Origin of the sequence: Synechococcus sp. MIT S9504 (assembly GCF_047497135.1) — a bacterium.
GTDB lineage: Bacteria > Cyanobacteriota > Cyanobacteriia > PCC-6307 > Cyanobiaceae > Synechococcus_C.
Map to the genome: position 1 here is coordinate 2982646 of NZ_CP138942.1, position 25562 is coordinate 3008207.

Sequence of the window (25562 nt, forward strand, 5' to 3'; positions counted from 1 at the left end):
GTCCAGCTTGTTCCCCCGATCCGATCCAAATCCTATGGGCCGCACTCTGGAGAGCAAGCAACAGATCGTCGAAGAGCTCAAGCAGCTCCTCGGTGAGGCCGAAATGGCATTGGTCCTGGATTACCAGGGTCTCTCCATCAAGGAAATGTCTGATCTGAGGACTCGTCTTCGGGCCAGCAACGGCGTTTGCAAGGTGACTAAAAACTCCTTGATGCGTCATGCCATTGATGGTGATAGTGCCTGGTCCAACCTCGATCCCCTTCTGAGCGGCACCAACGCTTTCGTCCTGGTCAAGGGCGATGTCGGTGGTGCAGTCAAGGCTCTTCAGTCTTTTCAGAAGGACACCAAGAAGTCCGAAACCAAGGGCGGCCTTTTCGAAGGCAAGCTCCTGTCTCAGGACGAGATCAAGGCCATCGGTGACCTTCCCTCCAAGGAAGTGCTCATGGCCCAGATCGCTGGTTCCATCAATGCCCTTGCCACCAAGGTGGCTGTGGGCATCAACGAGGTTCCCTCCGGTCTTGCTCGGGCGCTCAAGCAGCACGCCGAATCCGGCGAAAGCTGAACGTCTTCGACCCGACTGTTTTTTTGATCTGTTGCTGAATCCCAACCATGTCTGCAAAAACCGACGAAATCCTCGAATCGCTGAAGTCTCTTTCGCTGCTTGAAGCTTCCGAGCTTGTCAAGCAGATCGAAGAAGCCTTCGGCGTCTCCGCGGCCGCATCAGCGGGTGTGGTGATGGCTGCCCCCGGCGCTGCCGCTGGTGGTGGTGGCGAGGCCGCTGAAGAAAAGACCGAGTTTGATGTTGTGCTGGAAAGCTTCGATGCTTCCGCCAAGATCAAGGTCCTCAAGGCTGTGCGCGAAGCCACCGGCCTTGGCCTGGGCGATGCCAAGGCCATGGTCGAAGCTGCTCCGAAGACCATCAAGGAAGGTGTCTCCAAGGATGACGCCGAGGCCCTCAAGAAGGCCATTGAAGAGGTGGGCGGAAAGGTCACACTCAAGTGATTTTGTTGGATCGGCGGCTTGTGCTTGCCGATCCCTCCTCTTTGAGAACACCGACCTTCGGGTCGGTTTTTTCATTTTTGGCCGATCCCAGACAATCTGGCTTCAGCACTCAAAAAAAAAGCCCTGCCTTTGGCAGGGCTCAGAAGTGAAACGCATTGCTGGAGTCTGTCCTTGTTTCGACCCAGAAGAGGCGCTTTCCACTCCTCACACATCGTCAAAGTAAAAAATTGCCCTCTGGAATGCGCGTCGTGCTGGGGCGCTCTTTCAACTGTCCTTCAGTTAGGAGGCGGTTCAGGGTCGGAAGGGAATCACTTTCAGACGGATCGGCCCCCTTTGCTGATTCAGTCGTTGTCCGGCTGGCTGTGAAGGGGGTTTGGGCAGGCTTGCGGTGAAGGTCAGACTTCGATCCACGGGTTTCGCCTTGTTCGCTGCCATCAGGGTGTTCATCGACTTCGAATGGGCGAAGTAAACGTGGCTCAGCCTGCGACCCTTGTAATTGCGGCGTTCGAGCGACCAGCCCGGCTCCAGTGTCAGTTTCACAAAGGCATTTTTGTCCCTGCGCACTTTGCTGGCTCTCGCCAATGTGATGCCGCCACCGTGAACGGAGTCCATTGCCTGTAACGCCAGCCCACTTTTGCTCTGGTTCAGTCGCAGGCGATAGCGCTTGTCCACATCTCTGCCGGACGTGCGCAATGAGTAGCCGTTGCTGTCGAGATAGCGGCTGCAGATTCCTGTGAAATCGAAGTTGTTCAGAGAGGGGTTCATCAGCCCGTCCTGCCGCTCCTCCCAGCAGAGCGGTCTGGCTTTGATCTGTTCCAGCACGAGCAGCTTCCAGCGATCTGGTCCCACCGCCTGAGCCAGGATCGCGAAACGTTCTTCTTGCAGCGGACTGCTGTCGAACAGGGCCCGGGCCAATCCCGGCAGGCTTCCAGCGATGGCCGCTAGTCCCACCGCGCCGGCACTCAGCGCAGCTCTGCGGAAGTAGGTTCGGCCCATGGCCCAGTCCTCCTGGGTGTTTAAGAACCGTGTTGTACCGAAGAAGACGAGGGGTGACCAATGGCTGAGGCTGATCAGAGAGGCCGAGTTGTGGCCGCTGCCACCGACGGAGCCTGCAGCGGGAATCCCGGGCCAGGCGGCTGGGGGGCTTTGATCCGTTTTGAGGATGGCAGTGTGGAGGAGTTCGGCGGTGCCGACCCTGCCACCACCAACAACCGCATGGAGCTGCAGGCAGCGCTGGCGATGCTTGAAAGGCTGGCGGAGTTGCCTCTTCATCCTGATCTCACCCTGCGGACCGACAGCAAATATCTGATCGATGGCCTGGGCTCCTGGATGGCTGGCTGGAAACGCAAGGGCTGGAAAACCGCAGCGGGCAAACCTGTGCTCAATCAGGATCTCTGGCAGGCCCTCGACGCTGCACGGCTGTTGGATGTGCCGCTGAGCTACGTGAAAGGACACAGCGGTGACCCTGATAACGACCGGGTCGATCAGATCGCTGTGGCGTTTTCCAAGGGGACGCCGCCACGGCTGGATCGAGCCTCCCAATCAGCCCCCTCCAGGGCGAGGCCCTCCGCTGCTAAGCCACAGGTCCAGGCAGATGATGCAGCGCCCGAATCGTTGCAAAATCTGCTGACTCGGCTTGAGCTGGCTGACCGTCTCGCTGCTGGTGGATATGCCCTGTCGTTGGTGGAGCTGGCTCAGTTGGTGGAGCAACCGCTGACGCGTCTGGCTGAACGCCAACAGGCATGGAGCTGGCGCAATTGGCTGGTGGAACCGGTGGAGGGCAACTGCTGGCGGCTGCGCCGCGCCGAGGCAGGATCGAGATAGATCGAGGAACCCAGATGACCCAGCCGTCATCGTCCGGGGTGATGTCCACCGCAGGTTTCTATCGGCGCTGGCTGGGACCTGTGCTGGCCAAAGATGAAGGTGTGGATGCTGAACAGCTCAGCCGAGCAGCTCTTCAGGCCCTTGGTCAGCTCAGTCTTCGCCGTCAGTGGCCGGGCCTCTCGGGTGTGCTTGATGGTCTTGCGTCTGAGCTGACACGCCGGGACCTGCGCTTGGAGCAGGTGTTGTTTGGATGCCGTTTCAGTAATCCCCTGGGGCTGGCGGCTGGTTTCGACAAAAACGGAGTCGCCGCAGGGGTCTGGGATCGTTTTGGTTTCGGGTTTGCCGAAGTCGGCACCGTCACCTGGCATGGTCAGCCCGGCAATCCCCGGCCGCGCCTGTTTCGCCTGGCCCAGGAGCGAGCAGCACTGAACCGCATGGGTTTCAACAACAAAGGGGCGGATGAGCTGCGTCGCACTCTTGAGCGGCAGGCCCTTCCGCCTCGCGGACAGCGGCCTGCCGTGCTGGGTATCAATCTGGGCAAATCGAAGGTGACGCCATTGGAGCTGGCGGCGGATGACTACGCCTCTTCGCTGGAAATGCTGGCGCCACTGGCCGACTATGCGGTGATCAATGTCAGTTCGCCGAACACGCCTGGTCTTCGCGATCTGCAGGACGCCACTCAGCTGCGCCGACTGGTGGAACGCTTGCGCAGGTTGCCTGGCTGTCCGCCACTGCTGGTGAAGATCGCACCGGATCTCGAAGATGATGCCATCGACGGAATCGCCCGTCTGGCTTATGAGGAGGGGCTCGCCGGTGTGATCGCGGTCAACACCAGTCTCGATCGTCTCGGGCTGGGTCAGCGGCTGCTCAGCCAGACCGGTCGCAGCCTTGACCAGGAAGCCGGGGGCCTCAGCGGGGATCCTTTGCGTCAACGGGCTTTGGAGGTGCTGCGCCGGTTGCGAGCCACGGCCGGTCCTGCCCTGCCGCTGGTGGGGGTCGGCGGCATCAGTACGCCCGAGGCCGCCTGGGAGCGGATCGTCGCAGGCGCATCTCTGGTTCAGCTGTATACCGGTTGGATCTTTGAAGGTCCGGATCTGGTTCCCCGGGTGCTTGAAGGGCTGATCGAGCAGCTAGACCGACATGGCATCCGTCATATCAGTGAAGCGGTGGGTAGCGGCGCTCCCTGGCAGTAGCCGATACCCTGCCACCAGAGTCGCGGCACCCAGTTGTTCGGAGTTGCATGGCGGGGCTGACTGAACTGCGTGATCGCTTCCCAGCACTGGATGGCTGGTGGATGCAGGCGCAGGGTCTGCTGGATCCTCGCAGGGTGCTTCTGGCTCCTGATGATCAAGCGCTCCATCTGGCTTGGTGGTCGCAGGATGACTGGGTGTTATCGAATGTTGTGCTTCCGCCTGATTTATGCAGCTCCGGTCAGCCGCTGAATTCCGATGTTCTTGGGGAAACGATTGCTGATCTGCTGCTTGAACAGGGGCTGAGCCCACCCCAGGTTGAGATTGAGCTGTTGTTGCCTGTGGCCAGTTGTCAGTGGCGTTTGCTTGAGGGGCCTGCCGCGAGTGGGTTGACCTGTGGTGCTGACCTGCGAGTGCTGCAGCCTGAGCTGGGCTGGTCGCTGGCCTTACAGGACAGTTATCTGGATGTGATCCCTCAGACGCGAGACGATCTCGCTCTCGTCGTGGGGACGGATCGTTTGTTGTTGCAGGCCTGGGTGAGCACCCTGGAGGCGGCGGATCTTTGCTTGCGGAGGGTTGAATGGCTGCTTTCGGCCGCCTGGCGTGGCCTTTGTGATGCCCAGGCTGGTGCTGACGAGCCACTGGTCTGGTTGGTGGAGCACGGGGGCCACTGGCGACTGTTGTTGTCGAGTCATGGCTGTCCGGAGATTGATCTCAGCCTGCAGGCTTCGGAGTATCCGGCGCTCAGAGAGGAGGTGATGGAGCTGGTTGAAGCCTGGGATCCAGCCGGTATGCCGGGGTGGTGGGTCACCGCCGGGTCTCAGTGGCAGGGCCGTTGGGCAGCAGAGCATGATTCGTGTCAAGGACCTCTACGTTCCGATGCCGAGATGTCATTGCTTGAGTTGGCTTTGACGGCGTCACGGAGGAATCGCGATGACTGAGCGGTCCACCCAGCAGAGATTGCCTGATCTCCTGGGGGAGCGTCGGCTCGAACTGGGTTTGCCCGAGCCTGCCGGGTCATGGCAACCCATGCGACCGCTGCTGTTGCGCGGGTCATTGATCGGTGGGGCGGCGTTGCTTGTTTCCCTTGGTTCGATCGTTGTGATCGGGCGGATTGAAAGCGAGCAGCAGCAGCAGTTGCAGCTGCTTTCGCCTTTTGAGCAGCGGGTGAGATCGGTTGAAGGCCGCTTGCGCACTGCCAAGCAAGAACTGGTCACTGTGCGTCAGGACAATCAGCAAATCACCGAACAGTTGTTGGCTGTCCCGGCCGGCTCACCTCTGTTGGAGCAGTTGCGCCGTGTCACGCCGGTGGGTATCCAGTTGGAGGATGTGTCGGTGCAGAACGACCAGATCAAAGTGTCTGGGAGGGTTGGTCTTGGCAGCACACCAGGTCCGCTCGAGCGGATCAATGCCCTCGTTCTCACGTTGGAGCGTTTGCCGATCACCCGCCCCAACGGCGTCAAGGTGCTGCAGGTCAACCGTGATGACGGCGAGGAGACATCGGTGAGCTTCAGCCTCGACTGGTTTCTCGATCCCAAGGCCCAACCCTCCATTCAGCGGCTTCAGCAGCTCGGTGCGACTGGCCTGGTGCAGCGCTATCGCTTGCTGGAACAGCAGGGGGTCGCTCTTTGACCAATCTCAGCCCAGATCGCCCTGCCTGGCAGCATCAAATCACCAGGGAACGCCTGTTGGTTGCCGTTCCTGGTCTGCTGGGTCTGGTTCTTGCTGGTGGTGTGTTCGTCGCGTTTGGCTTGCCAGTACTGGACCGGCTTGATCAGCAACGCCAGCGGATGGCGGAGCTCGAAAGCAAGCGAGACACTCTTCCTCTTCTGCAGGCTCAGCTCAAGCAGAGCGACAAAACCCTGGGTGAGGTGAGGCAGCAGCAGGCTCTGCTGGTGGACCTGGTGGCAGGCCGTGGTCAGATTCAGACCTTTCTGGCGCAGCTGAGCCGCATTTCCGCCGCCAGCGGAGTGTTGATCAATCGGTATGAACCTGTTCCTGTGAGTTCAGTGGAGGCTTCGAACTCCAGTGGCAACCAGGATCAACAGAGCAAGGGTGGTGACAGTGCCGCAGCGGGCAATGATCCCATGCAGGCTCTTGGATACGAGAAAAGCGTGGTGCTGCTGCAGGTGGAGGGGCCTTATCAGGGATTGCTGCAGTTCCTGAGGCGGATGGAGTTGCTTGAGCTTCTAGTGCAGCCGAGTGATCTCGAGCTCACCGCTCTCGAAGCCCCTGACAAAGGTGAGGATCAGCCAGTGATCAGCGGTCCACCTCGCACTCGATTGAAGTTGAGGCTGACCTTCTTTGATCAGTCCCCCAAGACTGTCAATGGTGCTGGCGGCCCCAGTGAGGACTCGGGGAAGCCTGAGGGGAATCCCCCGCCCCCTTCCCAAGCTCCTTCTTGAATTGAGCCAGTCACTTTGAGATCAGGGCTGGCCCCGGCTGGTTCCGATCGATACCATCCGCCCATGTCTGTGGCGTCCAGGCCAGGGTATGACTTTCACCCCTTCTCGCCTGAGCGCACTGTTGCTGGTCGCTGGCCTCAGCCTTGTCGATCTGGGCCTGTTGGAACCACCGATGGGATCCGGGTCCCGCGCGGCACTGGCTCAGGGGGCCATGTCCTTGCGTGTTCAGAGTGGAGAGGGGGGCGTGGAGGTGGTGATCCAAGGGGTAGGACCGCAGCCGTTGCTGAAGCAACGGCTCAACGGCCGGGTTTGGCAGGGCAGTTTGCAGACCAAGGGGACACCTGGAATTCTCAATGGCCGTCAACAGCTCTCTGATTCAGTCGCAGGCCTGCAGCGGGTGGCCATCAGTGGATCTGGCAGTGCCTACCGCTTGGAGGTGGTCCCCGAACCAGGACAGACCCTGCAGGAGCCGGTTGTCAGCGCTGATGGGCGCAACCTCATTCTCATGTTTCCGGGGTTGAGGGTGGCCCCGTCTCTGCAGACAGGTCTCCTGGATCTCAATACGCCAGGGTCGGTGCCCCAGGCGAGCTATGCACCCCCATTACGACCTCGGGCCGTGGCACCACCGCTGGGGGATATGGCAGTGGGGACCATGGTGTTGCAGAACCGCAGCTACGTGAATGTCAGTGGCCCACCCGTGACACTCACACTGAACAATGCGCCGGCCAAGGATGCACTGATGGCATTGGCTCGATTAGGGGGGTACGGCTTTGTTTTCGTTGGAGATGATGATGCTGTCGATCAAGACAGCGACAATTCCGGAGCTGACTCAGCGAACCCCAGTGGCCGTGATGTGTCCATGGCCTTTGTGAATGAATCCTATTCAAGAGCGTTGAATGGGATCTTGCTGGCTTCGGGCCTTCAAGGCAAGCTCGACGGACGAATGTTGCTTGTGGGAACATCAGTTTCATCGAAGACATTTGGCCCTCAAGTGTCAAAAGTGATTCGGCTGAATCAGGTCAGAGCGAATGCAGGAGCTGAATATCTGGGGAACCTTGGGGCAACAGTCAATTTCACGAACACGATTAAGGTGACGACTGGAGAGCCGGCTTCGCAAGGCACGTCTGAAATCAGCAATACAACCTCTCAAGAGAAGTCCGAATTGAAGGCTACTGAGTCGTTTGGTGCTTCTGTTGGGCCTTTGCGCGGGCTTGTGGTCACAACCGATTCAAGGTTGCAGACGCTGACGCTTGTGGGTGATTCAGGCCTGATTCAAGTGGCTGAAAATTATCTGAAGCAAATTGATCTTCGCCAGAGGCAGGTGGCTCTGTCAGTGAAGATTTTGGATATTAATCTCGATAATGAGACCTCTATTTCTAATAGTTTTGCGTTCAGAAATGGGTATAATTTTATTGTCAGTGATCGCGGAGAGTTGCTCGGAGCGTTTGGTTCAAAGCTTCCGCCGAACTCAGAAAACTTCAATATCATTGCGGGCGAAGCTGAAAGTGCAAAGCCACAATATTCTGACGAAGAGCAACAGGTGGTGGAGCCTCTCGCGCCAGCGCGAGTCAACCCTGGCTTGTCTTTTCCGGATTCAGATCAAGCCAAATTCACCGATGGATTTTTAGACTTCCTGAGGGCCAAGATTCAGTCCAATAGTGCAAAAACACTTGCTTCTCCCACTCTGCTTCTTTCTGAATCTCCAGAGGAGTTGCAGGGAGGGTCATCTGCCAGTGTCTCTGATCCAGAATCGGCATTGTCTAGCGGCACGATTGGCCGCGAGCGGGCCAATGAGTCGTTTGTGACTGTCGGAACGCAAGAAATTGTGGATTACAACGTACAAGCTGGTCAAAATGGTGCTGCTAATACATGTCAGCCAGAATTTCAAACAGCAGGACTGACCTTCGGGGCAAGAGTTTCGAAAATTGATGACAATGGTTTTGTGAGCTTTACCCTTTCTCCTTCGTTATCTGCGGTAACGCGCTCTCAAAATGTTGAAGGCTGTGGCCCTATTAGCGTTCTCAGTGTTCGGAGATTAGATACTGGATCTCTGAGGGTGAGGGATGGTCAAACATTGATATTGACAGGCGTTATTTCAGATGCTGACTCAAGGGTTGTGAGTAAATGGCCCATCCTTGGTGATATTCCCTTGATCGGCCAGTTTTTCAGGTCAACCACCGGGGACAGGGCCAAGAGTGAGTTGGTGATCCTCGTGACCCCACGGATTGTTGATGATGAGCAAGGTGGTGATTATGGATATGGATATCGGCCTGATCTTCCGGCTGCTCGACGCATGATGAATTGAATTTGGCTGTTATTTAGTTTTTTGCTTTTTAGGCCTAAGGGTTTTGGGTTTTGAATTTAAAACCCTAGTCCCATTGGAATGAGTGCTTTTGCTGCGATTGGCGCGAGCATTCGTAAGCCTGCAATCGTGTTGCTCAGCAGCTGAATTCCAAGACCGTTGCCTTCATTTGGTGATTGCTCCTTCAAGCGCCGACCTTGGATTGATTCGGCTGCTTTGCGCAGCTGCATCGCCCAGGTGGCTTGACCTTCTTTCTCATAAATCACTGCGGCATAGCGGAAATCGGCCGCAGCAACATCATCTTTGGCTTGTTCGCCACGGCAGATGCCCCGGGCCACCCAGCTCAGAGGTTGCCCAGGTTGCCTGCTGATCGCATCACTGAACAGCTGCTCTGCCGCTGACCAGCGGCCCGCCTGGAAAGCCTCCACGCCTGCGTTGTGCAGAGCTGCATGGCTGCGGATGCCAGCAGAGATGCCACTGGCCCCCTGCCAGTGAGCCTCATCCAGGGCATTGGGGTTCAGCTGAGCACCGGTGAGGTCCGCGTCGCGCAGATCCGTTCCGTACAGAAGAGTTCCTGTGAGGTTGGCCCCTCGCAGCGAGGCGCCGCGCAGGCTGGTGAAGCTGAGATCGGCACCGCTGAGGTCGGCTCCATCCAGCTGTGCCTGGCCCAGATTGGCTCGCATCAGCTTGGCGTCGCTCAGGTCAGCGTCACGAAGGTCAGCGTGGACTAGATCGGCATCAGCCAGTCGGCAGCCCCTGCAGCTGCGTTCCTGCAGAACCTGAATCAGCTCATCACTGGCCTTGGCTTGCGTGCCGGCCATGCTCAGCAGAGCGATCAGCGTCATCACTCCAGAGAGCTGTTGGATCCTGATCAGGCTGCATTCGGAGTCGTTCATGGGTGGCGGCTCTGAACCGTCTGGTTGTATCGGTCTCTGATGCCGACGTCGAGAGTGACTGGGCAGGATGATGTTGCGTGTCGCCTGCGGTGATCTTGAGCAGCGGCCTTCCACCGCATGGAGGCAATCTTGCCCAGGAGGCCCTTCGCCTCGGCTTGAAGCCGTCGCAGCTTCTGGATGCCAGTGCTTCGCTGGTGCCCTTCCGGCCACCAAGGGTTCTGCGGCGTGCCCTGAAGCGAGCGATCAGTGGCAGTGCACTGCGCAACTATCCCGACCGCGAGCAGCAAGAACTTCGCGAGGTGATTGCGAGTTGGCATGGTCTCGAGCCTGAGGCCGTGCTGCCCGGTAATGGTGCGGCCGAACTGTTCACCTGGGCGGCACGGGATGCGGCCGTATGTGGTGTGAGTGGCCTTCCGGAACCTGGCTTTGCGGACTATCGCCGAGCGTTGGCTTGCTGGGATGGAGCTGCGCGCAGCATGCCTCTCAGCCTGAGCTGGTTGGCAAACCGGCCACAGCCATGGCCCTCTCAGCCAGCACCTGATCCGAGCTGCCAGGTGCTTTGGATTACCAATCCCCACAACCCCACGGGTCAGCTCTGGAGTCGCGAGTCGCTGGAGCCGCTGCTGCAGCACTACGCATTGGTGATCTGTGATGAAGCCTTCCTGCCTCTGGTGCCATCAGGAGAAGCGCAATCTCTGCTGCCTCTGGTGGAGACCCATCCCAATCTCGTGGTCATTCGCAGTCTCACCAAGTTGTTGGCGATTGCAGGCCTGCGCCTGGGTTATGCCGTGGCCTCACCAGAACGCCTGAAACGGTGGCAGCAATGGCGTGATCCCTGGCCTGTGAACGGTCTGGCGCTCGCTGCCGGTCGGTCTGTGATGGCTGATCAATCCGGCCTGGAGCGTTGGTTGCGGCGAGTGCAGGTTTGGGTGGCGCAGGAGGGGGCCTGGTTTCACCACCAGCTGACCCATCTGCCTGCTGTGTTGCCAATGCCGTCAAGCGCCAACTATTTACTGCTTCATAGCGTCGACTCCCTGCTGGGAGTGCGCGAGCGTGTGGCACAACGAGGTGTGCTTCTGCGCGACTGCCGCTCATTCACTGGCCTGGGGGAAGACTGGCTGAGAATTGGTTTGCAGGATCGCCGCGGCAACCTGCGGATCCTCAGAGCCCTGAAGCAGGAACTGCGCTGACGCGTTCCATCAAGGCACCAGTGATTGCAACAGCGTCGCGAGTTGCTGATCGGCATCGCGCACGGCCAGCTGCTGCATGGCTTGTTTCATCGTCAGCAGGGGGGGCTCAGTCGGTCCATTGCCTTGAAGCCTGGGGCCCAGCAGACGCCAGAGCGTTTCGCGCAGGGCAGGATGGTTCGGGTCGTGCTGGTGAACGATCACAGCGGCGCCAAGGGCTGCGGCACAGGCTGCATTCGCGTCCTGATGCTGATCTGCTGCCTGTGGGAACGGCACCAGCACGGAGGGGGTCCCGCATACGGCCAGTTCGCTGAGGCTGCCTGCTCCTGCCCTGCTGATCGCCAGATCAGCGTGTTGCAGCAGTCCGGGGATGTCGTCGCTGAAGGGTCGCTCCACCAGGGCGGCGTGCTCAATGCTGTTCACATCCGGGTCGTTGCTGCCGGTCAGATGCACCACCCGGCAGCCGTGGCTGAGCAGCTCCGGAAGCAGCACCCGCACCATCCGGTTGAGGCCCAGAGCCCCCTGGCTGCCTCCCATCACCACGAGCAAGGGGCCTTCACCTCTCGGGACCCAGGTCGGCAGTGGCTGGGGTTGCAGAAATGTCTCCCTCACCGGTGTGCCTGTAACCACGGCCAGACATCCTGGGATGCGACTTGCTGCTGCATCAAGACCGATGGCCACGCGGGTGCAGAAGCGCCCCAGCAGCCTGGTGACCCGACCTGGAATGGCGTTGGATTCGTGCAGCACAACTGGAACACCGCACCACCGGGCTCCAAGGATTGCCGGTGCAGCGATGTAACCACCTGTGGTGAACACCGCATCGATCCGTTCCCTGCGGATCAGTCGGCGCACATCGCGGCTGGCCCCCAGAAGCCTTAACAACTGCATGAGTTTGCGCAGGCCTCGAGCCTGCAGCCCACCGGCTTTCACCGTCACCAGGTCGTACTGCGCAGGCACCAGTGTCGTTTCCAGGCGATCTGGAACGCCAAGCCAGCGCACGCCCCAGTCCGGAGGGAGCGCTTCGGCAACCGACAGCGCCGGAAACAGATGGCCACCTGTGCCACTGGCGGCGATGAGAAGCCGGGACATGGGAGCGGACCACGAAAACGCGGCTTAACTTAGTTCGACTGTTGAGGCTGATTCATGGTTCCGCTCTTGCGAGCCTCTTTGGCGACTGTGCTCTCGAGTGCGGCGCTGATCAGCACGATGCCGGCACTGGCGGTCAGCGGGGTTGCAGCTGATCTCAGTGCCCGGTTGCAGCTTGCCCTCAATGCAGAGGATCGTGTTCAGGCCCTGTCCGCCTTGATGGCGCCCGACCAGGCAACGACCCTGATTGAGCGCTTTCGTCGCTTCAGCACGCGTTTTCCTGAAACCCGCTGGTCCGTCAGGCCAGGCCAGCCTCTCGACGATGGCCGATCCACCGTGAAGCTGGCTGTAAGCGGCACCCGTCAGCAGGATGGTCTCAGTTACTCCTTCAAAGCCAACCAGCGGGTTGCCTTTTCTACGGATGGAGGATTGATCACAGCTCAGGAGGTTCTCAGCGATCAATCGGTGCTCACCAGTGCCCGCAAGGCGTTGCCGATCTCGCTGCTGATCCCCGACAAAGTGCTCACCGGCAGTCGTTACGACGTGGATGTGGTGGTGGATCAACCGCTGGGCAAAGCAATGCTGGCCGGAGGGCTCATCGCGGTGACCCCTCAGCAAGTGATGGCGCAACAGAGCCCGGATGTTCAGTTGGAACCGCTGGGCGGTGGCGGGTTGTTCAAGTCGGTGCAGGCTCCCTTTCAGCCAGGGATTCAGACCTGGGCGGCCCTGTTGGTGCACCCCGATGGGGTGATCACGGTGAGCAAGCGTGTGCAGGTGGTTGACGATCAGACCAAGCTCAATCCCTGATCTGCTGAGATCGGTAGGGGTTCGCAGGAAGACTTCGGCGCAGAGCAGATACATCGACATTCCCGAGCCCAGCGTCCATCAGGGCCTGCTCCTGGTTGTGCACGGCCTCGGTGATCGGCAGCTTCAGGCCCGTCTGTAACGCCGCATCGATTGCAATCCCGAGATCCTTGTGGTGCAGGGCCAGCTTGAAGCCGAGTGGGTAATCGTCATTGAGCATGGTCTGCGACCGATGTTGCAGGGCCCAGGAGCCGGCAGCCCCCTGGCACAGCGCATCCACCACCTGCTCCATCGGCAGCTGCAGGTGCTCTCCGAGGGCGATGGCCTCCGCCACTGCGGCATAACTACCGGCCACCAGCACCTGGTTGATTGCTTTGACCTGCTGTCCACTGCCCACGTCACCGAAATGGTGGATTGAGCCGCCGATCACCTCCAGCACTGGTCGTGCTCTCTCCACTGCTGAAGTTTCTCCACCGCAGAGCACTGTCAGGGTGCCGGCCTTTGCGCCCTCGGTGCCGCCGGTCACGGGAGCATCAATGTAGGCAATGTCTCGTTCTGCGAGACGTTGAGCCATGGCCCTGGAGGTGGAGGGACTGATGGTGGAGCAGTCGATCACGAGGCTGCCCGGCTCAAGTGCAGGCCCTGCGCCCTGATCTCCCCAGAGCACGGTCTGCACAGCTGCATCGTCGCTGACGCAAAGCAGCAGACCCCGGCAGCGACGCACCACTTCGACAGGACTTTCTGCGGCAAAGGCTCCGTTCAGGCCAGGGTCGGACTCCGCCAGGCGACTGCGGGTGTGAACCTGCAGTGGGTAGCCAGCTGCCTGGAGATTCACCGCCATCGGTAAACCCAGAGCCCCGAGGCCAATACAAGCCAGTCGGGTTTGTGGCGTGAGATCACATCCAGTCATGGTTCGAGGCCATCTGAGTCAGATCCTGGCCCGGCACTCCCAGCAACCTGGGCCTGTTCACTGTTGATGGTCTTCATGGCGCTCACCCATCGCTGGCGACGAGCATTGCTGATCCCCTGCGTTGCACTCACAGCCGCTGCTCTGCAGCACACCGGCGGAGTCGCGGAAGCGGCTCCAGGCCGAAGGATGACGGAATCCAAGCTCACGGAAAGTCAGAAGATGCAGCTGTTCCAGGCCCGCCGCAACTGGGGACTGCGCAGCTATGACCAACGGCTTGCGCTGCTCAAGTCGGGCAAGAGCTGCCTTGAGCGTGCGCAAACTCCTGAGGCGGGCAAGACCTGCATGAAGCAACAGAAGCAGGCTCGCAGGCGCCTGATGGAGCAGGGACGCCAGGTTGTGAATGCCGAGCGTCGCCGCTTGGGCCTCACACCTTTGCCCGATTTCCGGAGGCAAGGCCGAGGGAGGAGCTGACGCTCCTCCCCTTGACCGAATCTTGTTACTCAGGCGGCGTCGAGGGCGGAAACGCCTGGAAGCACCTTGCCTTCCAGCAGTTCGAGGCTGGCACCACCGCCCGTGGAGATGTGCGACATCTTCTCGGCAAGACCGGCTTTCTCCACGGCAGCAACCGAGTCGCCGCCGCCGATGATCGTGCAGCAGCCCTTGCCGCTCAGCTCGGCCAGGGTGGTGGCGATGGCATTGGTGCCGGCGGCGAACTTGTCGAACTCGAACACGCCCATGGGGCCGTTCCAGATCACGGTCTTGCAGTCGGCGAGTGCGTCCTGGAACACCTTGATGGAGTCAGGGCCGATGTCCAGCCCCATCCAGCCGTCAGGGATGGCGTTGATATCAGCGATCTGGCTGTTGGCATCGGGAGCGAAGTTATCGGCCAGCACCACATCGGTGGGCAGCAGCAACTGAACACCCTTAGCCTTCGCTTTGGCCTCCAGCTCTTTAGCGAGCTCGAGCTTGTCTTCTTCCACCAGGCTCTTGCCCACTGAGAGACCGCGCGCCTTGTAGAAGGTGAAGATCATGCCGCCTCCGATCAGCACCTTGTCGCACTTGTCGATCAGGGCTTCGAGCACGCCGATCTTGGAGCTCACCTTGGAGCCACCCACGATCGCAGCGAGGGGGCGTTTGGGATCGTCAACGGCACCCTGCAGGTATTGCAGCTCCTTCTCCATCAGGAAGCCGGCAACAGATGGCTTGAGGAATTTGGTCACGCCTTCGGTGGAGGCATGAGCGCGGTGGGCGGCACCGAAGGCGTCGTTCACATACACCTCAGCAAGTCCAGCAAGCTTTTCGGCGAAACCGGCTTCATTCTTTTCCTCTTCCGCGAAGAAACGCACGTTCTCCAGCAGCACCACATCGCCATCGGCCATGGCATTGACCTTGGCTTCGGCGTCAGGTCCGATGCAGCTTTCGGTCTTGGAGACAGGCTTGCCCAGCAATTCGCTCAGACGGGCGGCAACGGGGGTGAGACGCATGGAGTCATTCACCTGCCCCTTGGGCCGTCCGAAGTGGGCGGAAAGAATCACTTTGGCGCCCTTGTCGATCAGGTCCTTGACGGTGGGCAGCGCAGCACGGATGCGGGTGTCATCGGTGATGGCCCCGGCATCATTGAGGGGCACATTGAAATCGACCCGCACGAGAACACGTTTTCCGCTGAGGTCGGCGCCGGAGAGGCTGGCCAGGGAACGCTTCGCCATGAGGGTTGTGTGGTGCGGTAAGAAAACGGGGAGAGGTTAACCCGAGTTCTGCAGGCCCAGCGCTAGGACTGGCTTAAAGGGCATTGGCCGGAGGTCGTGTGAATGTTCAAGACCGTCCTCTTCCCGATCGATCAGAGCGATGAGGCCCTGGAGACAGTGGACAAGGCTCTGGAGCTCGCGCGCCGTTACGGCAGTCGATTGGTGCTTCTGTCGGTGCTGCAGTCAGAACGTTCTCAGAAGCATGACCATGAAGCGGTTGCAGGGAGGCTTGACCAGACCCGCGAACGCTTTGAACAGGCTGGTTTCAGCTGCCAGAAGATTGAGCGCAGTGGCCAAACGGCCTCTGTGATTTCTGATGTGGCTGATGAGTTGAATGTGGATGTGATCGTGATGGGAACAAGGGGTGTGAACTTGGAATCCGACAGCGGCTGCACGGCTGCACGGGTGCTTCAGCTGGTGTCCTGTCCTGTGTTGGTGGTGCCGTGAGTTCACCACCGATTCAGTGGTACCCCGGCCACATCGCCAAGGCGGAGCAACAACTCCGGCGCAATCTCGACAAGGTGGATCTGGTGATCGAGGTCCGTGACGCACGCATCCCTCTGGCCACCGGCCATCCCCACCTCAGCCGTTGGATCAAGGGCAAGCAACACCTGCTGGTGATCAACCGTCGCGACATGGTCACGGCTGAAGCGCGAAGTTCCTGGGAGGCATGGTTCAAAGGCCGGGGTCAGCGCACGCTGTGGTGTGACGCCAAGGCGGGCACCGGGGTGAAGCAGGTGCAGCAGGCTGCCATTCGCGCCGGCGACCAGCTGAACGAACGGCGGCGTAACAGGGGCATGCGCCCCAGGCCTGTGCGGGCGCTCACTCTGGGTTTTCCCAACGTGGGCAAATCAGCGCTGATCAACAGGCTGGTGAAGCAGAAGGTGGTGGCGAGTGCTCGCCGGGCTGGCGTCACCCGCACCCTGCGCTGGGTGCGCCTCGGCCAGGACATCGACCTGCTGGATGCACCGGGAGTGCTGCCACCCAGGCTTGATGATCAGCAGGCCGCGTTGCATCTGGCCCTCTGTGATGACATCGGCCAGGCGGCCTATGACGGTGAACTCGTCGCTCAGGCGTTTTTGCGGCTGCTGATGGGTCTGCAGCAGCAGCAGTCTTCCGGTGTGGCGCTTGCTGTGTTGCAAGGGCGGTATGGAACACCTCTTGCGGGTGAGACCGAAGACCCAGCCCTCTGGCTTCAGGCCGTGGCACTGCGCCACACCTCCGGTGACACGGCGCGAATGGCTCAGAGGTTGCTGGATGACTTTCGTAAGTCGGCGCTGGGCAGCATCGCTTTGGAGTTGCCGGCATGAATCGTGTCTGGAGTCGCCCTCCGCTGCCGGAAGAAACGTTCACCGACGGGTTCGGCGAGGGCGAGGGTGAGCTGCTGTCGCTCACCTATCCCAAACCGCTGCCGATGCGGCTTGACCGTTGGCTGGTGAGTCAGCGCACTGAGCAGAGTCGCGCCCGCATTCAGAAGTTCATTGATGCCGGTTATGTGCGTGTGAACGGCAAGACCGGCAAGGCCAAGACACCCCTGCGCCAGGGCGATGAGGTGAAGCTTTGGATGCCACCGCCGGAGCCGCTGCCCTATCTGAAGCCGCAGCCGATGGATCTCGATGTGATTTATGAGGATGAGCACCTGATCGTGATCAACAAACCGGCTGGTCTCACCGTGCATCCAGCACCCGGCAACAAAGACGGCACGCTGGTGAATGGTTTGCTGCACCACTGCCCCGATTTGCCTGGGATCAGCGGCAAGTTGCGACCCGGCATCGTCCATCGTCTCGACAAGGACACCACCGGTTGCATCGTGATTGCCAAGAGCCAGGAGGCTCTGGTGCGCCTCCAGAGTCAGATTCAGAAGCGCATCGCTTCACGTGAGTACCTTGCGGTGGTGCATGGTGTGCCCACAGGTGACAGCGGCACGATCGTGGGGGCGATCGGTCGTCATCCCGTCGATCGCAAAAAATATGCGGTGGTGAGTGGTGAGACTGGACGTCATGCCTGCACGCACTGGAACCTGGAGGAGCGGCTCGGCGATTATTCGCTGTTGCGCTTCAAGCTCGACACCGGCCGCACCCACCAGATCCGGGTGCATTGCGCGCACATCAATCACCCGGTGGTGGGCGATCCCACCTACAGCCGCTGCCGCAAATTGCCGATTGAACTGCCGGGCCAGGCCCTGCATGCCTTTCAGCTGGGCTTGGACCACCCCATCACCCGGAAGCGGATGCTGTTTGAGGCACCGATCCCGCCGGTGCTGGAAAAATTACTGACGGTGCTCCGCCGGCGTCAGTGATGGCTCGATTCGTTTCATTGCAGATCAGAGAATGTGAACTGGATCAGGAGGTCGTCAAAGCTTCCGTCACCACCGCTTAATTGATTTTCGAAGACAAACCCGTTCAATCCATCTGAGCGGATGTGAGTCATGCCATCGAAATTGGCTTCATCAAAGGCAAAGAAAATCTGGTCGCCGGCAATGATGTAGGGGGTCAAATAGTCTGTTTCGTGCAAAGTTGTCTTGGTGGTGGTTGTCTCATCGTTTGCGGTCATAACTCCGCTTATTGGATCCACGATGTTTGTCGAAGTAAGCGCGAGCTGTTGATACCCTTCGTCGCCGGGTCTTACAGATATTCCATAGGGATTGAGCAGTGTTCCTTCTGAATCTAAAACTCGAAATAAACCAATCTCCAGTGGTGAATTCCCTCCATGCTTCGTGGACATCTTGACCTGCATTCTGTGGGCGTTGGTGAATGCATTGAAATCAAGAACTGGAGAACTTGGAAGCTGATGCCCAATGAAATTCGTCAGGCCATCCCAGGCCATTGCTTCACTGACTGCACCGTCGAGATTCAGGGAGCGGTTGCCGTCAACCATGTTGTTCATCTCTGGATAAACAAAAGCGCTGCGTCTTAAGATCGCGAGGGTTTCCGTTGCTGAGATATTCCTGTTTGCTGCTCGAATGAGTGCAGCAGCCCCTGCAATCATGGGAGATGCCATTGACGTGCCTTGGGAAAAATCGTAATCCTTGTCGAAGTTTTTTCCTGTTCCTGTTGGTACGGTGCTTAATATCGATCTCGGGATTAGCTCGTATTTTGTCGGTGTTCCCTCGTTGTCGAATTCGGTGGCTATTCTCACGCCTGCATCTCCACCTGGCGCTGCAATGCTGGCATTGATGCCTCCATTGGAGTAGGAAGCCAATGCGCCGCGGGCGTTGGTGGCGCTGACAGTTGCAATATTGCCGAATGAGCGACTGAAAAGGGTTGGTATGGTGCTCGTGAAGTCAACATTGCCGATGTCATTCCACTTATTGGTTGAAAAAATATCTGTACCTGAATTGCCAGCCGCTATAGCAATAAAAACATCGTTATCAAGCGCATTTTGAAATGCTTTTTTTAGGCTATTGAGTGTGCTAGATGAGAGCATGTTTGCAGGCAGGTCTTTGTGTTGCCAGCCGAGCGAAAGATTGATGACATCTGCTCCATTATTGACTGCATAATCGATTGAGTCTGCGATTATTTTAATACCTTCGTCAATAGACTCTCCTTCTCGACTTTGCTTGCCTGGCAGCGCTTTGATTGGCATCAACTGAGTGTCCCAGGCAATGCCGCTGATGCCGATCTGGTTGTTGCCTTCCGCTCCAATAGTTCCAGCTACATGTGTCCCATGGGAAGCGTCATCCTCTGGGTTGTTGTCGTTGTTCCAGAAATCCCAGCCGTAGTAGTCGTCCTTGTATCCGTTGCCATCGTCATCAATTCCATTGATTGGATCGTTACGGTTTATCCAGATATTATTGATCAGATCGGGATGATTGTAGTCGACACCCGTGTCAATCACGGCAACAGCGATGTCTGAGGCATTATTGATTTTGGACCACGCTTCCGGTGCTGCAATGTCAACATTGAGTTTAGACACCGCCTGGCGCTGCAATGCTTGGCCCAGTTCTACATCGCTGTTGTTGAAGAGATACCATTGCCGATCAAGATAATGATCATTGGGAAAGATTGTGGTCTTTGCGAATGTTTCGGTGTCGAGCTCCAGCGTGAAGGTTTTGGAGCCTTCGCTGTTTTCTGCATAGTTATCGGCAATGCGCAGGATGTATTCAACCGGCTCTCCATTGTCAGAGAAGCTTTTAGAGAGTTTGTTGAAGAGCTGGTCGTCTGCGACTCCCCGCTGTGTTGAGCTCGCTAAATGGGTGTGAATACCGGCCTGGCCGTTTGAGACGGGCCATTGGAAAAGTAGATCTGCCGTAGTGAGATAGAGGTCAAGGTCATAATTGAGATTGCTGAGAGTTGTGTAAAGGTCAATCGTAGGGCTTCCCAGCCTGAACTTGAAAAAACGTTCTTTGCTGCCTTGCAAGTCAGTAGTGAGTGTCCTCATGGTATTCGGGCCGATCACGCCCAGGTCAGTGGCTTCTCTTAAAACCTGTGCAGTCATCACCGCGTGCGATGTCATGGGGAATCGGTCTCTGGCTTCGCTTTAGCCATGAAATGCTCTGGTGAGAAAATATTTTTATAAATGTCTTGTGCCATTCTCTGAAGATCGGTAACTCAGCTGCCAGACCTCAGCGATCAGGCAGCATGGGCTGACAAATCACGTCTTCTTGGTTGCATCGATCAACGGCATCGACTCGTCTTTGGAAAGAGGTGTGCTACGAAGCAGACTGCGTTCAGGGCTTTAGCCAGATGCGACTCAACCTGGCGTGGCTGCCGTCGTAATAGCTGCGGGCAATGCCGTCGTTGATTTCACGGGATCGCGGATCCTTGCCGAATTGGTCGGAGATGGCGAAGGCCATGAACAAGGTCATCAGCTTCTCCGATGCCGGTGTCACCTTTGGTTCCGGAGGCATGGTTTTCAAGGCTGAACGCATCGTCAGCATGTCGTCGAGAATGGCATCGGCCTTTCCTGACTGCAGCAGGCCAATGCAGGTTTCTGCAACGTCGCAATCCACTGTTTTGGTGCCGCTGCTTTTCAGGATTGACGTTTGGATATATCCAGGGATGGCGGCAAATGTGCTGTTCTTCAGGATTTCGAAGTTGAGGTCTTCCATCTGATTGCCGCTGTTCGCGTTCGTTTCGCTGGTGGCAACTTTCAGGATGAACGACGTGAAATAGGCCGTGAGTAGAACTCTTGCGAACAGGGAGCCGATGGAGATCAAGCGGGTACGTGTATGGCGTGTGTGATCAGTTGAGAGCAGCAGGGTCTTTTGAAGGATGAAGACTAGTTGGTGCCGCTTGCGCTTATCCGCAAGATCAGGCCTTTTCCGCTCCACGAACCAAACCGGCAGCGCGAAGATGCAGGCGATTAGCGCTAGTCCAAGGAAGATCAACAGCACCTGCCTGGAGAGCAAAATGCGAAGCATTTTGATGGCGGTGGGTTCCTGGTTGTCCAGGGTGTAGATCTTCAGGTCACTGCTGGCAGTTGGAAATGAAAACCGAAATTGTTTACTGCGATTTTCATTGATCAGAACACCGGAAATGGCCAGATCAGCTTGGTTGGTTTGGATGGCTTCCAGCAAGTCTTCAAAGCTGTCCGCTTTGCGAATGCGATAAGGAATCTGGCGTGTTTCGGCGATCATGCGCCAAAGATCGATCTCAAACCCTGTGGGAACGCCTTTACGGTTAACGGCATAGGGAGGATTGGGAAACCAGATCACGTCCACAGGATCCTGAGCATCCTTGATCTCATTGTTGGCATGGGAAGGCTGATGAAGACCGCCCATCGCACAAACCCAGAGAGTGCCCAGGCTCAGGATTAGGACGGTTCCAAGTCGTCTCGACATCACAGGCCACTTCGCAGTGTTGACTAGTCAAATCCACGATGTGTTTTCTGCTGAGGTTCCCTTGGTCCAGGGGCCTGAGTCATCCTTTTGGTATCGCCAAGGATGATTCAGGCATCTGACTCTTTGCGGCTTGATCGTCGTGCTCAGAGCGGTGTGATTTCGCTCCCTGAAGCCAGCAGCATGTCTTCTGTTAGCACTCCATCTCTGCCAAGATCCGTAGTCGAAAGGGCATTGAACCCCACCGTCAGCGACTGGCCAGCACCAATGGATGAGCCCCAGTCCGCTCCGGAGAGTTCGTAGCGATAGAGCTCTCCATCCAATTGTTCAGTGGTCACGTCTATTCCCCAGGATTCGCCATAAAATCTGTGGTTGCTGTTGAAACTCAGCGACCAGTTATCAAGTTGCTGTTCGCTCTGGTTGTTCACTGTGAGGGAGGCTGTCAAGCCGCCCCACCAAAGATCGCCGCTGACCTCTACATCAAGTGGTTTGCCTGTTAGCTGATCAGTCTCTTCAGGCTGTGAATCGGGGAGGATGGGTTCTGGAGAAGGAACGGGTTGTTGCTCCTGCTTGATGGTTCCAGGGTTGGACAACGCTTCGAGATTCTGCCCCAGCGGATCACCCAGAGACACAATCCCCTGGTAGTAGTTGATCACCGTGGAATCAGAAACATCCAGTGCCGGCCATTGCGGCCAGTCAAAGGTGTCATTCATGAAGGGTTGGTCCTGATCCCATCCCAGAACCGTGAGGTGATTGATGTCGTGAGCAATCGCGACATCTTCGATGTTCAAAAATCCATGGGTGCGGCCATGCATCCAGCCTCCGTAATGGGGCTCCATTTTCAAGGTGTTGATGAAGGTCTCCCGCAATCCAGATTGCTCGATGTAGTCGGCGAATCCCTCATGGCCAAACTCACGGACCAATCCCATCACGTCGTCCTGGGATCCCAGTCGTGCCGTTCGTTGGATGTCAGCGAGGATCTGAGGGTCATAGGCCTGATCAGCAATCCAACCCACCTTCGCTCCCTGCATGGCGTACCAAAGGCCGACCCCCTTGGTGTCATCGCCCCATGCCTGCGAATTGTTGGTCAGACCGTTGGCAAAAGCCCATTCACCGACAGTCTCAATGCCAACAGCTTCAAGACCTGAGAAAGCACGCAGGCCGTTGTAGGCCTCCAAGGCTTCGGTGGTAATCGCTGTGCGGCCTCCGACCAGTTCGTTGTGCTCGGAATTGTGATTGGAGCCGTGGAAGCTTCCCCAGCTGTTGATATCCGTGTATGCCCCCTCTGCGGCAGCGTGCTGATGCATGGCGTGATCGTGGCCGGCATGCCCGCCCATTCCTGCAGCGTCCATGTCGGCAGCGTTAGAGCTGGAAGCTGCCATGGATGCTTCGCCCATAGGCATTTCGCCTATGAATGTTTCGCTGATCGATGTCTCACCGTTGGCCATCCCACCGTTGGATGTCTCAGCAGTGGATGTCTCAGTAGTTGATGTCTCAGCAGTTGATGCCTCGTCCATGCTCATGCTGGAGCCGGAATCTGCGTTGGAGCTGTCGCTGAAGGCAAGGCCTGTCGCTGAGAACAACATCCCCTCGGTGAGGTTGCCATCGCGTCCAAGGTCAGTGCCCTGCGCTCCGTTGAAGCCAACATTGATGGTTTCGCCAGCTGGGATGCGACTGCCCCAACCCGTTCCTGAGAGGGTGTAGCGCGTCAGTCCGTTGTCCAATTGTTCGCTTTCGAGGGCGACTCCCCAGGCATTGGGATCCAGTTGATGGGGACTGGTGAAGCTGATGCTCCAGCTTTCAAGCGCCTGATCGCTGATATTGGTGACGGCCAGTGCGGCAGTGAAGCCGCCCCACCAGATGTCCCCGCCGATGGAGACCTGCAGTGACTCAGATGACGTCATGGCATGAATGAGAGGTACAGATTCAGTGCAGCGACGGGATGTGATTCAGATCTGTCTCGCGAAAGTCGGGATGTGTCCGAATCATTTCGTGTTGAGGGAAGCAAGGTCGCTGCCTTGGTTGTTCCATTCACGGCTGAAACCGTTTGAACGCCAATCCTGCAAATGGGGGGTTTCCTGGAGCGCGGGTCAGGGAATCAGCCCGAGCCTCAAGGCTGCGGAAACGGCACTGGCTCTGTTGCTGACACCCAGGCGCGTGAGGATCTCACTGAGGTGATCGCGAGCAGTGTTGACGGAGATATTGAGCTGATCAGCAATTTGACGATTGCTCAGTCCCTCGGCGACCAAGGCGAGGATTTCAAGCTGGCGTTCTGAAAGCACCTTTGCATTCTCCCGGCCAACAATTCTTTCCCCCTCAAGGAGACTTGGATCCTCAAAGTGTTGGCCTTGTTTCATGGAAGTCAGAGCATTGATCAATGCTCCGGAGCGTTGCTCCAAACTCACTTCATTCAGGACTGCATCCACGTTCAGTCCTCGGGCAATGCGCAAGTTGCTTTTGCCTGGACGGTTGATCAGGAGCAGGGTGCGATGGCTGCTAAGGAAGCGTTTGCTTTCACGCAGCAAGTCCAGTCCGCTTCCGTCACTGAGTTGCTCGGATACGAGGAGCCAGTGAGGGGACTTGACGTTCTTCAGATAGATCATCGCTTCAGTTTTGGAGTCATAAAAGCGTCTGATTCTTTTGCTTCGCATCCCTGAAAGTCGCAGCATTTGCTTCACTGCAAACAGATGTGGGTAGAGGCAGATGAGTAAATCCTGATCGTGGATCAATGAACGAATCCTGCGTGCTTTTTCAAGATCGCTCGTTTTACTTCGGCTTCGGGCCATGACCTCAACTTGGCAAGCGAGGACAGGCTTCGACCAGTGTTCGCGTGATCTCGGCCTCCGGATGATGCAGCAGCCGGTCTCCGGGTCCCTCCTCCACGACGTGTCCTTTGTTGAGCACGATCAGTCGATGGCAGAAGCCACCGGCCACTGAAAGGTCATGGGTGATGAAAATCATGGCCAGTCCAAGCTCCTGCTGCAGCTGCCGAAGCAGTGCCAGAACCTCCGCCTGGATTTCGGCATCGAGCATGCTCACGCTTTCATCACAGATCAGCACCTTCGGTTTCAGCGCCAGAGCGCGGGCGATGGCCACCCGTTGCTGCTGGCCACCGGAAAGCTGGCGGGGAAGCCGATTCTGGTAACGATCGGCTGGTCCTAGACCCACGCGTTCCAGCAGCTGGCGGCCTTGTTCCCGAGCTGCCGCCGGTGACGCCAGATTGTGGATCCGCAGTGGATCGACGATGGCATCCAGCACCGACATGGCTGGATTCAGACAGGCCAGGGGGTCCTGGAACACCATCTGAATGGTTCGCCGCGCCTGGCGCGCTTCACGTCCCCGCAGCCTGAGCAGATCCTGACCGAGTAACTGCACCCAGCCACCACGAATCGGCGTCAGTCCCATCAGGGCACGGCAGAGGGTGCTTTTGCCGCAGCCGGATCCTCCCACCACTCCAAGGGTTTCGCCGGCTTGCAACTGGAAGCTGATGCCGTCCACCGCTTTCAGCCAGGTTGGATTCCAGGGTGGACCGCCCAGGTTGTGCCAGCAGCGCAGTTCCTGCACAGCCAGCACCGTTTCGGCCTCGGGTGCTTCAGGGGTGCTTCCTCCCTCTCGTGCTCGGGCAGCGGCAAGCAGCCGTTGTCCCACCCTGGAGCTGGGATAGGTCAGGACCACGTCGCTTCGGTTGATCTCCACGACCCGTCCACCGTCCAGTACAGCCATGCGTTCGCACCAGCGATTGGCCATGGCCAGATCGTGAGTGATCAGCAACAGAGCGCTGCCCAGTTCCTGGCATAGCGCTCTTAGAGCAGCCATCACCTGACCAGCCACGGCTACATCCAGGCTGGTGGTGGGTTCGTCCGCGATCACCAGAGGGGGGCTCAGGGCGATGGCCAGGGCAATGGCCAGGCGCTGACGCATGCCGCCGCTGAACTCATGGGGGTAGGCGCGGAAGCGAGCAGCGCCGATGCCCACCTGCTCCAGCAGCTCCTCGGCCCGCTTGAGACGTTCTGTCTCGTGCATGGTCGGCCTGTGGGCACGCAGGGTGTCAATCAGATGACCGCCCACGGTCATCAGTGGATTCAGGCGTGTCATCGGATCCTGAAACACCAGTCCCACCGACTCGCCGCGCAATCTCCTCAGATCGGTCAAGTTGAGGCTGCGGGGATCGTGACCGTTCAGGCTTAGTTCTCCCTCGCAACTGCTGCCTGGGGGCAGCAGTTGCAGCGCTGCCCTGGCCACTGTGCTCTTGCCGCAGCCGGAGGGGCCAACCAGGGCCAGGCGTTCGCCGGGATGCAGGCGCAGGTCAAGTCCATCGAGAGTCCAGGCCTGGCTTCCCGGGTAACGGAGCCTGAATTGTTCGAGCTCCAGGACAGTCGCTGGCGCGGTTGTCATGGCAATCGAAGCGCAGGTGCTCATGGCTACATACCAT

24 protein-coding genes are annotated in these 25562 nt (G+C 58.3%); 14 read left to right on the forward strand and 10 right to left on the reverse strand.

The window, feature by feature from the left end; all coding sequences use genetic code 11:
* Window positions 1–34 precede the first annotated feature (34 nt).
* Complete coding sequence (rplJ, locus tag SIB58_RS15900) at window positions 35–562, forward strand: 50S ribosomal protein L10 (protein ID WP_066909261.1); 528 nt, start codon at window positions 35–37, stop codon at window positions 560–562.
* 47 nt (window positions 563–609) lie between these two features.
* Window positions 610–1002 (forward strand): 50S ribosomal protein L7/L12, encoded by a 393-nt coding sequence (gene rplL / locus SIB58_RS15905; RefSeq protein WP_066909258.1) that lies wholly within the window; start codon window positions 610–612, stop codon window positions 1000–1002.
* 291 nt (window positions 1003–1293) lie between these two features.
* Here rplL and SIB58_RS15910 read toward each other — a convergent pair whose 3' ends face one another.
* Window positions 1294–1998, reverse strand: a complete 705-nt coding sequence (locus SIB58_RS15910) for a DUF3747 domain-containing protein (protein WP_066909255.1) — start codon at window positions 1996–1998, stop codon at window positions 1294–1296.
* 60 nt (window positions 1999–2058) lie between these two features.
* Between SIB58_RS15910 and SIB58_RS15915 the strand changes: the two genes are divergently transcribed.
* The 6 genes from SIB58_RS15915 to SIB58_RS15940 all read left to right on the forward strand — a co-directional run bounded on the left by SIB58_RS15915 (window position 2059) and on the right by SIB58_RS15940 (window position 8726).
* Window positions 2059–2826, forward strand: a complete 768-nt coding sequence (locus tag SIB58_RS15915) for a ribonuclease H family protein (RefSeq protein WP_066909252.1) — start codon at window positions 2059–2061, stop codon at window positions 2824–2826.
* A 14-nt stretch (window positions 2827–2840) separates the two neighbouring features.
* Window positions 2841–4019 (forward strand): quinone-dependent dihydroorotate dehydrogenase, encoded by a 1179-nt coding sequence (locus SIB58_RS15920; RefSeq protein ID WP_066909249.1) that lies wholly within the window; start codon window positions 2841–2843, stop codon window positions 4017–4019.
* A gap of 47 nt (window positions 4020–4066) precedes the next feature.
* Complete coding sequence (locus tag SIB58_RS15925) at window positions 4067–4957, forward strand: hypothetical protein (protein ID WP_082823340.1); 891 nt, start codon at window positions 4067–4069, stop codon at window positions 4955–4957.
* Window positions 4950–5648: a PilN domain-containing protein gene (locus tag SIB58_RS15930; RefSeq protein WP_067326166.1), complete on the forward strand. Its 699-nt coding sequence runs from the start codon at window positions 4950–4952 to the stop codon at window positions 5646–5648. The genes SIB58_RS15925 and SIB58_RS15930 overlap by 8 nt, the downstream gene beginning before the upstream one ends.
* Complete coding sequence (locus tag SIB58_RS15935) at window positions 5645–6421, forward strand: hypothetical protein (protein ID WP_066909243.1); 777 nt, start codon at window positions 5645–5647, stop codon at window positions 6419–6421. Before SIB58_RS15930 ends, SIB58_RS15935 begins: the two co-directional genes overlap by 4 nt.
* Before the next feature lie 88 nt (window positions 6422–6509).
* Window positions 6510–8726: a type II secretion system protein GspD gene (locus SIB58_RS15940; RefSeq protein WP_066909240.1), complete on the forward strand. Its 2217-nt coding sequence runs from the start codon at window positions 6510–6512 to the stop codon at window positions 8724–8726.
* Between the two features lie 56 nt (window positions 8727–8782).
* On the opposite strand, the gene SIB58_RS15945 is transcribed toward SIB58_RS15940, so the two are convergent.
* Window positions 8783–9619 (reverse strand): pentapeptide repeat-containing protein, encoded by an 837-nt coding sequence (locus SIB58_RS15945; RefSeq protein WP_082823341.1) that lies wholly within the window; start codon window positions 9617–9619, stop codon window positions 8783–8785.
* A 95-nt stretch (window positions 9620–9714) separates the two neighbouring features.
* Between SIB58_RS15945 and SIB58_RS15950 the strand changes: the two genes are divergently transcribed.
* Entirely contained in the window at window positions 9715–10809 is a 1095-nt protein-coding gene (locus tag SIB58_RS15950; RefSeq protein ID WP_066909352.1) for a pyridoxal phosphate-dependent aminotransferase, read from the forward strand.
* 9 nt (window positions 10810–10818) lie between these two features.
* Here SIB58_RS15950 and SIB58_RS15955 read toward each other — a convergent pair whose 3' ends face one another.
* The gene (locus SIB58_RS15955; RefSeq protein WP_066909237.1) at window positions 10819–11895 is read right to left on the reverse strand and encodes a UDP-N-acetylglucosamine--N-acetylmuramyl-(pentapeptide) pyrophosphoryl-undecaprenol N-acetylglucosamine transferase; all 1077 of its coding nucleotides are present in this window, start codon (window positions 11893–11895) and stop codon (window positions 10819–10821) included.
* A gap of 54 nt (window positions 11896–11949) precedes the next feature.
* Between SIB58_RS15955 and SIB58_RS15960 the strand changes: the two genes are divergently transcribed.
* Window positions 11950–12699, forward strand: a complete 750-nt coding sequence (locus SIB58_RS15960) for a hypothetical protein (RefSeq protein WP_066909234.1) — start codon at window positions 11950–11952, stop codon at window positions 12697–12699.
* Here the strand turns inward: SIB58_RS15960 and SIB58_RS15965 are convergent.
* The gene (locus tag SIB58_RS15965) at window positions 12689–13606 is read right to left on the reverse strand and encodes an NAD(P)-dependent oxidoreductase (protein ID WP_066909231.1); all 918 of its coding nucleotides are present in this window, start codon (window positions 13604–13606) and stop codon (window positions 12689–12691) included. The genes SIB58_RS15960 and SIB58_RS15965 overlap by 11 nt on opposite strands.
* Window positions 13607–13681: 75 nt before the next feature.
* On the opposite strand from SIB58_RS15965, the gene SIB58_RS15970 reads away from it, so the two are divergent.
* A complete protein-coding gene (locus SIB58_RS15970; RefSeq protein ID WP_066909228.1) occupies window positions 13682–14077 on the forward strand; it encodes a hypothetical protein in 396 nt (131 codons plus the stop codon).
* Between the two features lie 29 nt (window positions 14078–14106).
* Here the strand turns inward: SIB58_RS15970 and SIB58_RS15975 are convergent, their stop codons facing one another.
* A complete protein-coding gene (locus SIB58_RS15975) occupies window positions 14107–15312 on the reverse strand; it encodes a phosphoglycerate kinase (RefSeq protein WP_066909225.1) in 1206 nt (401 codons plus the stop codon).
* A gap of 102 nt (window positions 15313–15414) precedes the next feature.
* Here SIB58_RS15975 and SIB58_RS15980 point away from each other — a divergent pair, with 102 nt between their 5' ends.
* The 3 genes from SIB58_RS15980 to SIB58_RS15990 are packed head-to-tail and all read left to right on the forward strand — an operon-like array spanning window position 15415 to window position 17650.
* Window positions 15415–15798: a universal stress protein gene (locus tag SIB58_RS15980; protein WP_066909222.1), complete on the forward strand. Its 384-nt coding sequence runs from the start codon at window positions 15415–15417 to the stop codon at window positions 15796–15798.
* The gene (gene ylqF / locus SIB58_RS15985) at window positions 15795–16661 is read left to right on the forward strand and encodes a ribosome biogenesis GTPase YlqF (RefSeq protein ID WP_066909219.1); all 867 of its coding nucleotides are present in this window, start codon (window positions 15795–15797) and stop codon (window positions 16659–16661) included. The genes SIB58_RS15980 and ylqF overlap by 4 nt, the downstream gene beginning before the upstream one ends.
* A complete protein-coding gene (locus tag SIB58_RS15990) occupies window positions 16658–17650 on the forward strand; it encodes an RluA family pseudouridine synthase (protein WP_066909216.1) in 993 nt (330 codons plus the stop codon). The genes ylqF and SIB58_RS15990 overlap by 4 nt, the downstream gene beginning before the upstream one ends.
* A 14-nt stretch (window positions 17651–17664) precedes the next feature.
* On the opposite strand, the gene SIB58_RS15995 is transcribed toward SIB58_RS15990, so the two are convergent.
* The 5 genes from SIB58_RS15995 to SIB58_RS16015 form a co-directional block, all read right to left on the reverse strand.
* On the reverse strand, window positions 17665–19806 hold the full coding sequence (locus SIB58_RS15995) for a S8 family serine peptidase (RefSeq protein WP_067326169.1): 2142 nt from the start codon (window positions 19804–19806) through the stop codon (window positions 17665–17667).
* Between the two features lie 214 nt (window positions 19807–20020).
* Complete coding sequence (locus SIB58_RS16000) at window positions 20021–21133, reverse strand: transporter substrate-binding domain-containing protein (protein WP_082823343.1); 1113 nt, start codon at window positions 21131–21133, stop codon at window positions 20021–20023.
* 143 nt (window positions 21134–21276) lie between these two features.
* Window positions 21277–23034: a cellulose binding domain-containing protein gene (locus SIB58_RS16005; RefSeq protein ID WP_067326172.1), complete on the reverse strand. Its 1758-nt coding sequence runs from the start codon at window positions 23032–23034 to the stop codon at window positions 21277–21279.
* Between the two features lie 186 nt (window positions 23035–23220).
* Window positions 23221–23799, reverse strand: a complete 579-nt coding sequence (locus SIB58_RS16010; RefSeq protein WP_414494684.1) for a response regulator transcription factor — start codon at window positions 23797–23799, stop codon at window positions 23221–23223.
* Between the two features lie 121 nt (window positions 23800–23920).
* Window positions 23921–25525, reverse strand: a complete 1605-nt coding sequence (locus SIB58_RS16015; protein WP_066909349.1) for an ABC transporter ATP-binding protein — start codon at window positions 25523–25525, stop codon at window positions 23921–23923.
* Window positions 25526–25562 lie beyond the last annotated feature (37 nt).

What these genes read in the sequence shown, in the direction of transcription:
- rplJ (WP_066909261.1), top strand. Translation starts at nt 35, where the DNA reads ATGGGCCGCACTCTGGAGAGCAAGCAACAGATCGTCGAAGAGCTCAAG.
- rplL (WP_066909258.1), top strand. Translation starts at nt 610, where the DNA reads ATGTCTGCAAAAACCGACGAAATCCTCGAATCGCTGAAGTCTCTTTCG.
- SIB58_RS15910 (WP_066909255.1), bottom strand. Translation starts at nt 1,998, where the DNA reads ATGGGCCGAACCTACTTCCGCAGAGCTGCGCTGAGTGCCGGCGCGGTG.
- SIB58_RS15915 (WP_066909252.1), top strand. Translation starts at nt 2,059, where the DNA reads ATGGCTGAGGCTGATCAGAGAGGCCGAGTTGTGGCCGCTGCCACCGAC.
- SIB58_RS15920 (WP_066909249.1), top strand. Translation starts at nt 2,841, where the DNA reads ATGACCCAGCCGTCATCGTCCGGGGTGATGTCCACCGCAGGTTTCTAT.
- SIB58_RS15925 (WP_082823340.1), top strand. Translation starts at nt 4,067, where the DNA reads ATGGCGGGGCTGACTGAACTGCGTGATCGCTTCCCAGCACTGGATGGC.
- SIB58_RS15930 (WP_067326166.1), top strand. Translation starts at nt 4,950, where the DNA reads ATGACTGAGCGGTCCACCCAGCAGAGATTGCCTGATCTCCTGGGGGAG.
- SIB58_RS15940 (WP_066909240.1), top strand. Translation starts at nt 6,510, where the DNA reads ATGACTTTCACCCCTTCTCGCCTGAGCGCACTGTTGCTGGTCGCTGGC.
- SIB58_RS15945 (WP_082823341.1), bottom strand. Translation starts at nt 9,619, where the DNA reads ATGAACGACTCCGAATGCAGCCTGATCAGGATCCAACAGCTCTCTGGA.
- SIB58_RS15955 (WP_066909237.1), bottom strand. Translation starts at nt 11,895, where the DNA reads ATGTCCCGGCTTCTCATCGCCGCCAGTGGCACAGGTGGCCATCTGTTT.
- SIB58_RS15960 (WP_066909234.1), top strand. Translation starts at nt 11,950, where the DNA reads ATGGTTCCGCTCTTGCGAGCCTCTTTGGCGACTGTGCTCTCGAGTGCG.
- SIB58_RS15965 (WP_066909231.1), bottom strand. Translation starts at nt 13,606, where the DNA reads ATGACTGGATGTGATCTCACGCCACAAACCCGACTGGCTTGTATTGGC.
- SIB58_RS15970 (WP_066909228.1), top strand. Translation starts at nt 13,682, where the DNA reads ATGGCGCTCACCCATCGCTGGCGACGAGCATTGCTGATCCCCTGCGTT.
- SIB58_RS15975 (WP_066909225.1), bottom strand. Translation starts at nt 15,312, where the DNA reads ATGGCGAAGCGTTCCCTGGCCAGCCTCTCCGGCGCCGACCTCAGCGGA.
- SIB58_RS15980 (WP_066909222.1), top strand. Translation starts at nt 15,415, where the DNA reads ATGTTCAAGACCGTCCTCTTCCCGATCGATCAGAGCGATGAGGCCCTG.
- SIB58_RS15990 (WP_066909216.1), top strand. Translation starts at nt 16,658, where the DNA reads ATGAATCGTGTCTGGAGTCGCCCTCCGCTGCCGGAAGAAACGTTCACC.
- SIB58_RS15995 (WP_067326169.1), bottom strand. Translation starts at nt 19,806, where the DNA reads ATGACATCGCACGCGGTGATGACTGCACAGGTTTTAAGAGAAGCCACT.
- SIB58_RS16000 (WP_082823343.1), bottom strand. Translation starts at nt 21,133, where the DNA reads ATGTCGAGACGACTTGGAACCGTCCTAATCCTGAGCCTGGGCACTCTC.
- SIB58_RS16005 (WP_067326172.1), bottom strand. Translation starts at nt 23,034, where the DNA reads ATGACGTCATCTGAGTCACTGCAGGTCTCCATCGGCGGGGACATCTGG.
- SIB58_RS16010 (WP_414494684.1), bottom strand. Translation starts at nt 23,799, where the DNA reads ATGCTGCGACTTTCAGGGATGCGAAGCAAAAGAATCAGACGCTTTTAT.
- SIB58_RS16015 (WP_066909349.1), bottom strand. Translation starts at nt 25,525, where the DNA reads ATGACAACCGCGCCAGCGACTGTCCTGGAGCTCGAACAATTCAGGCTC.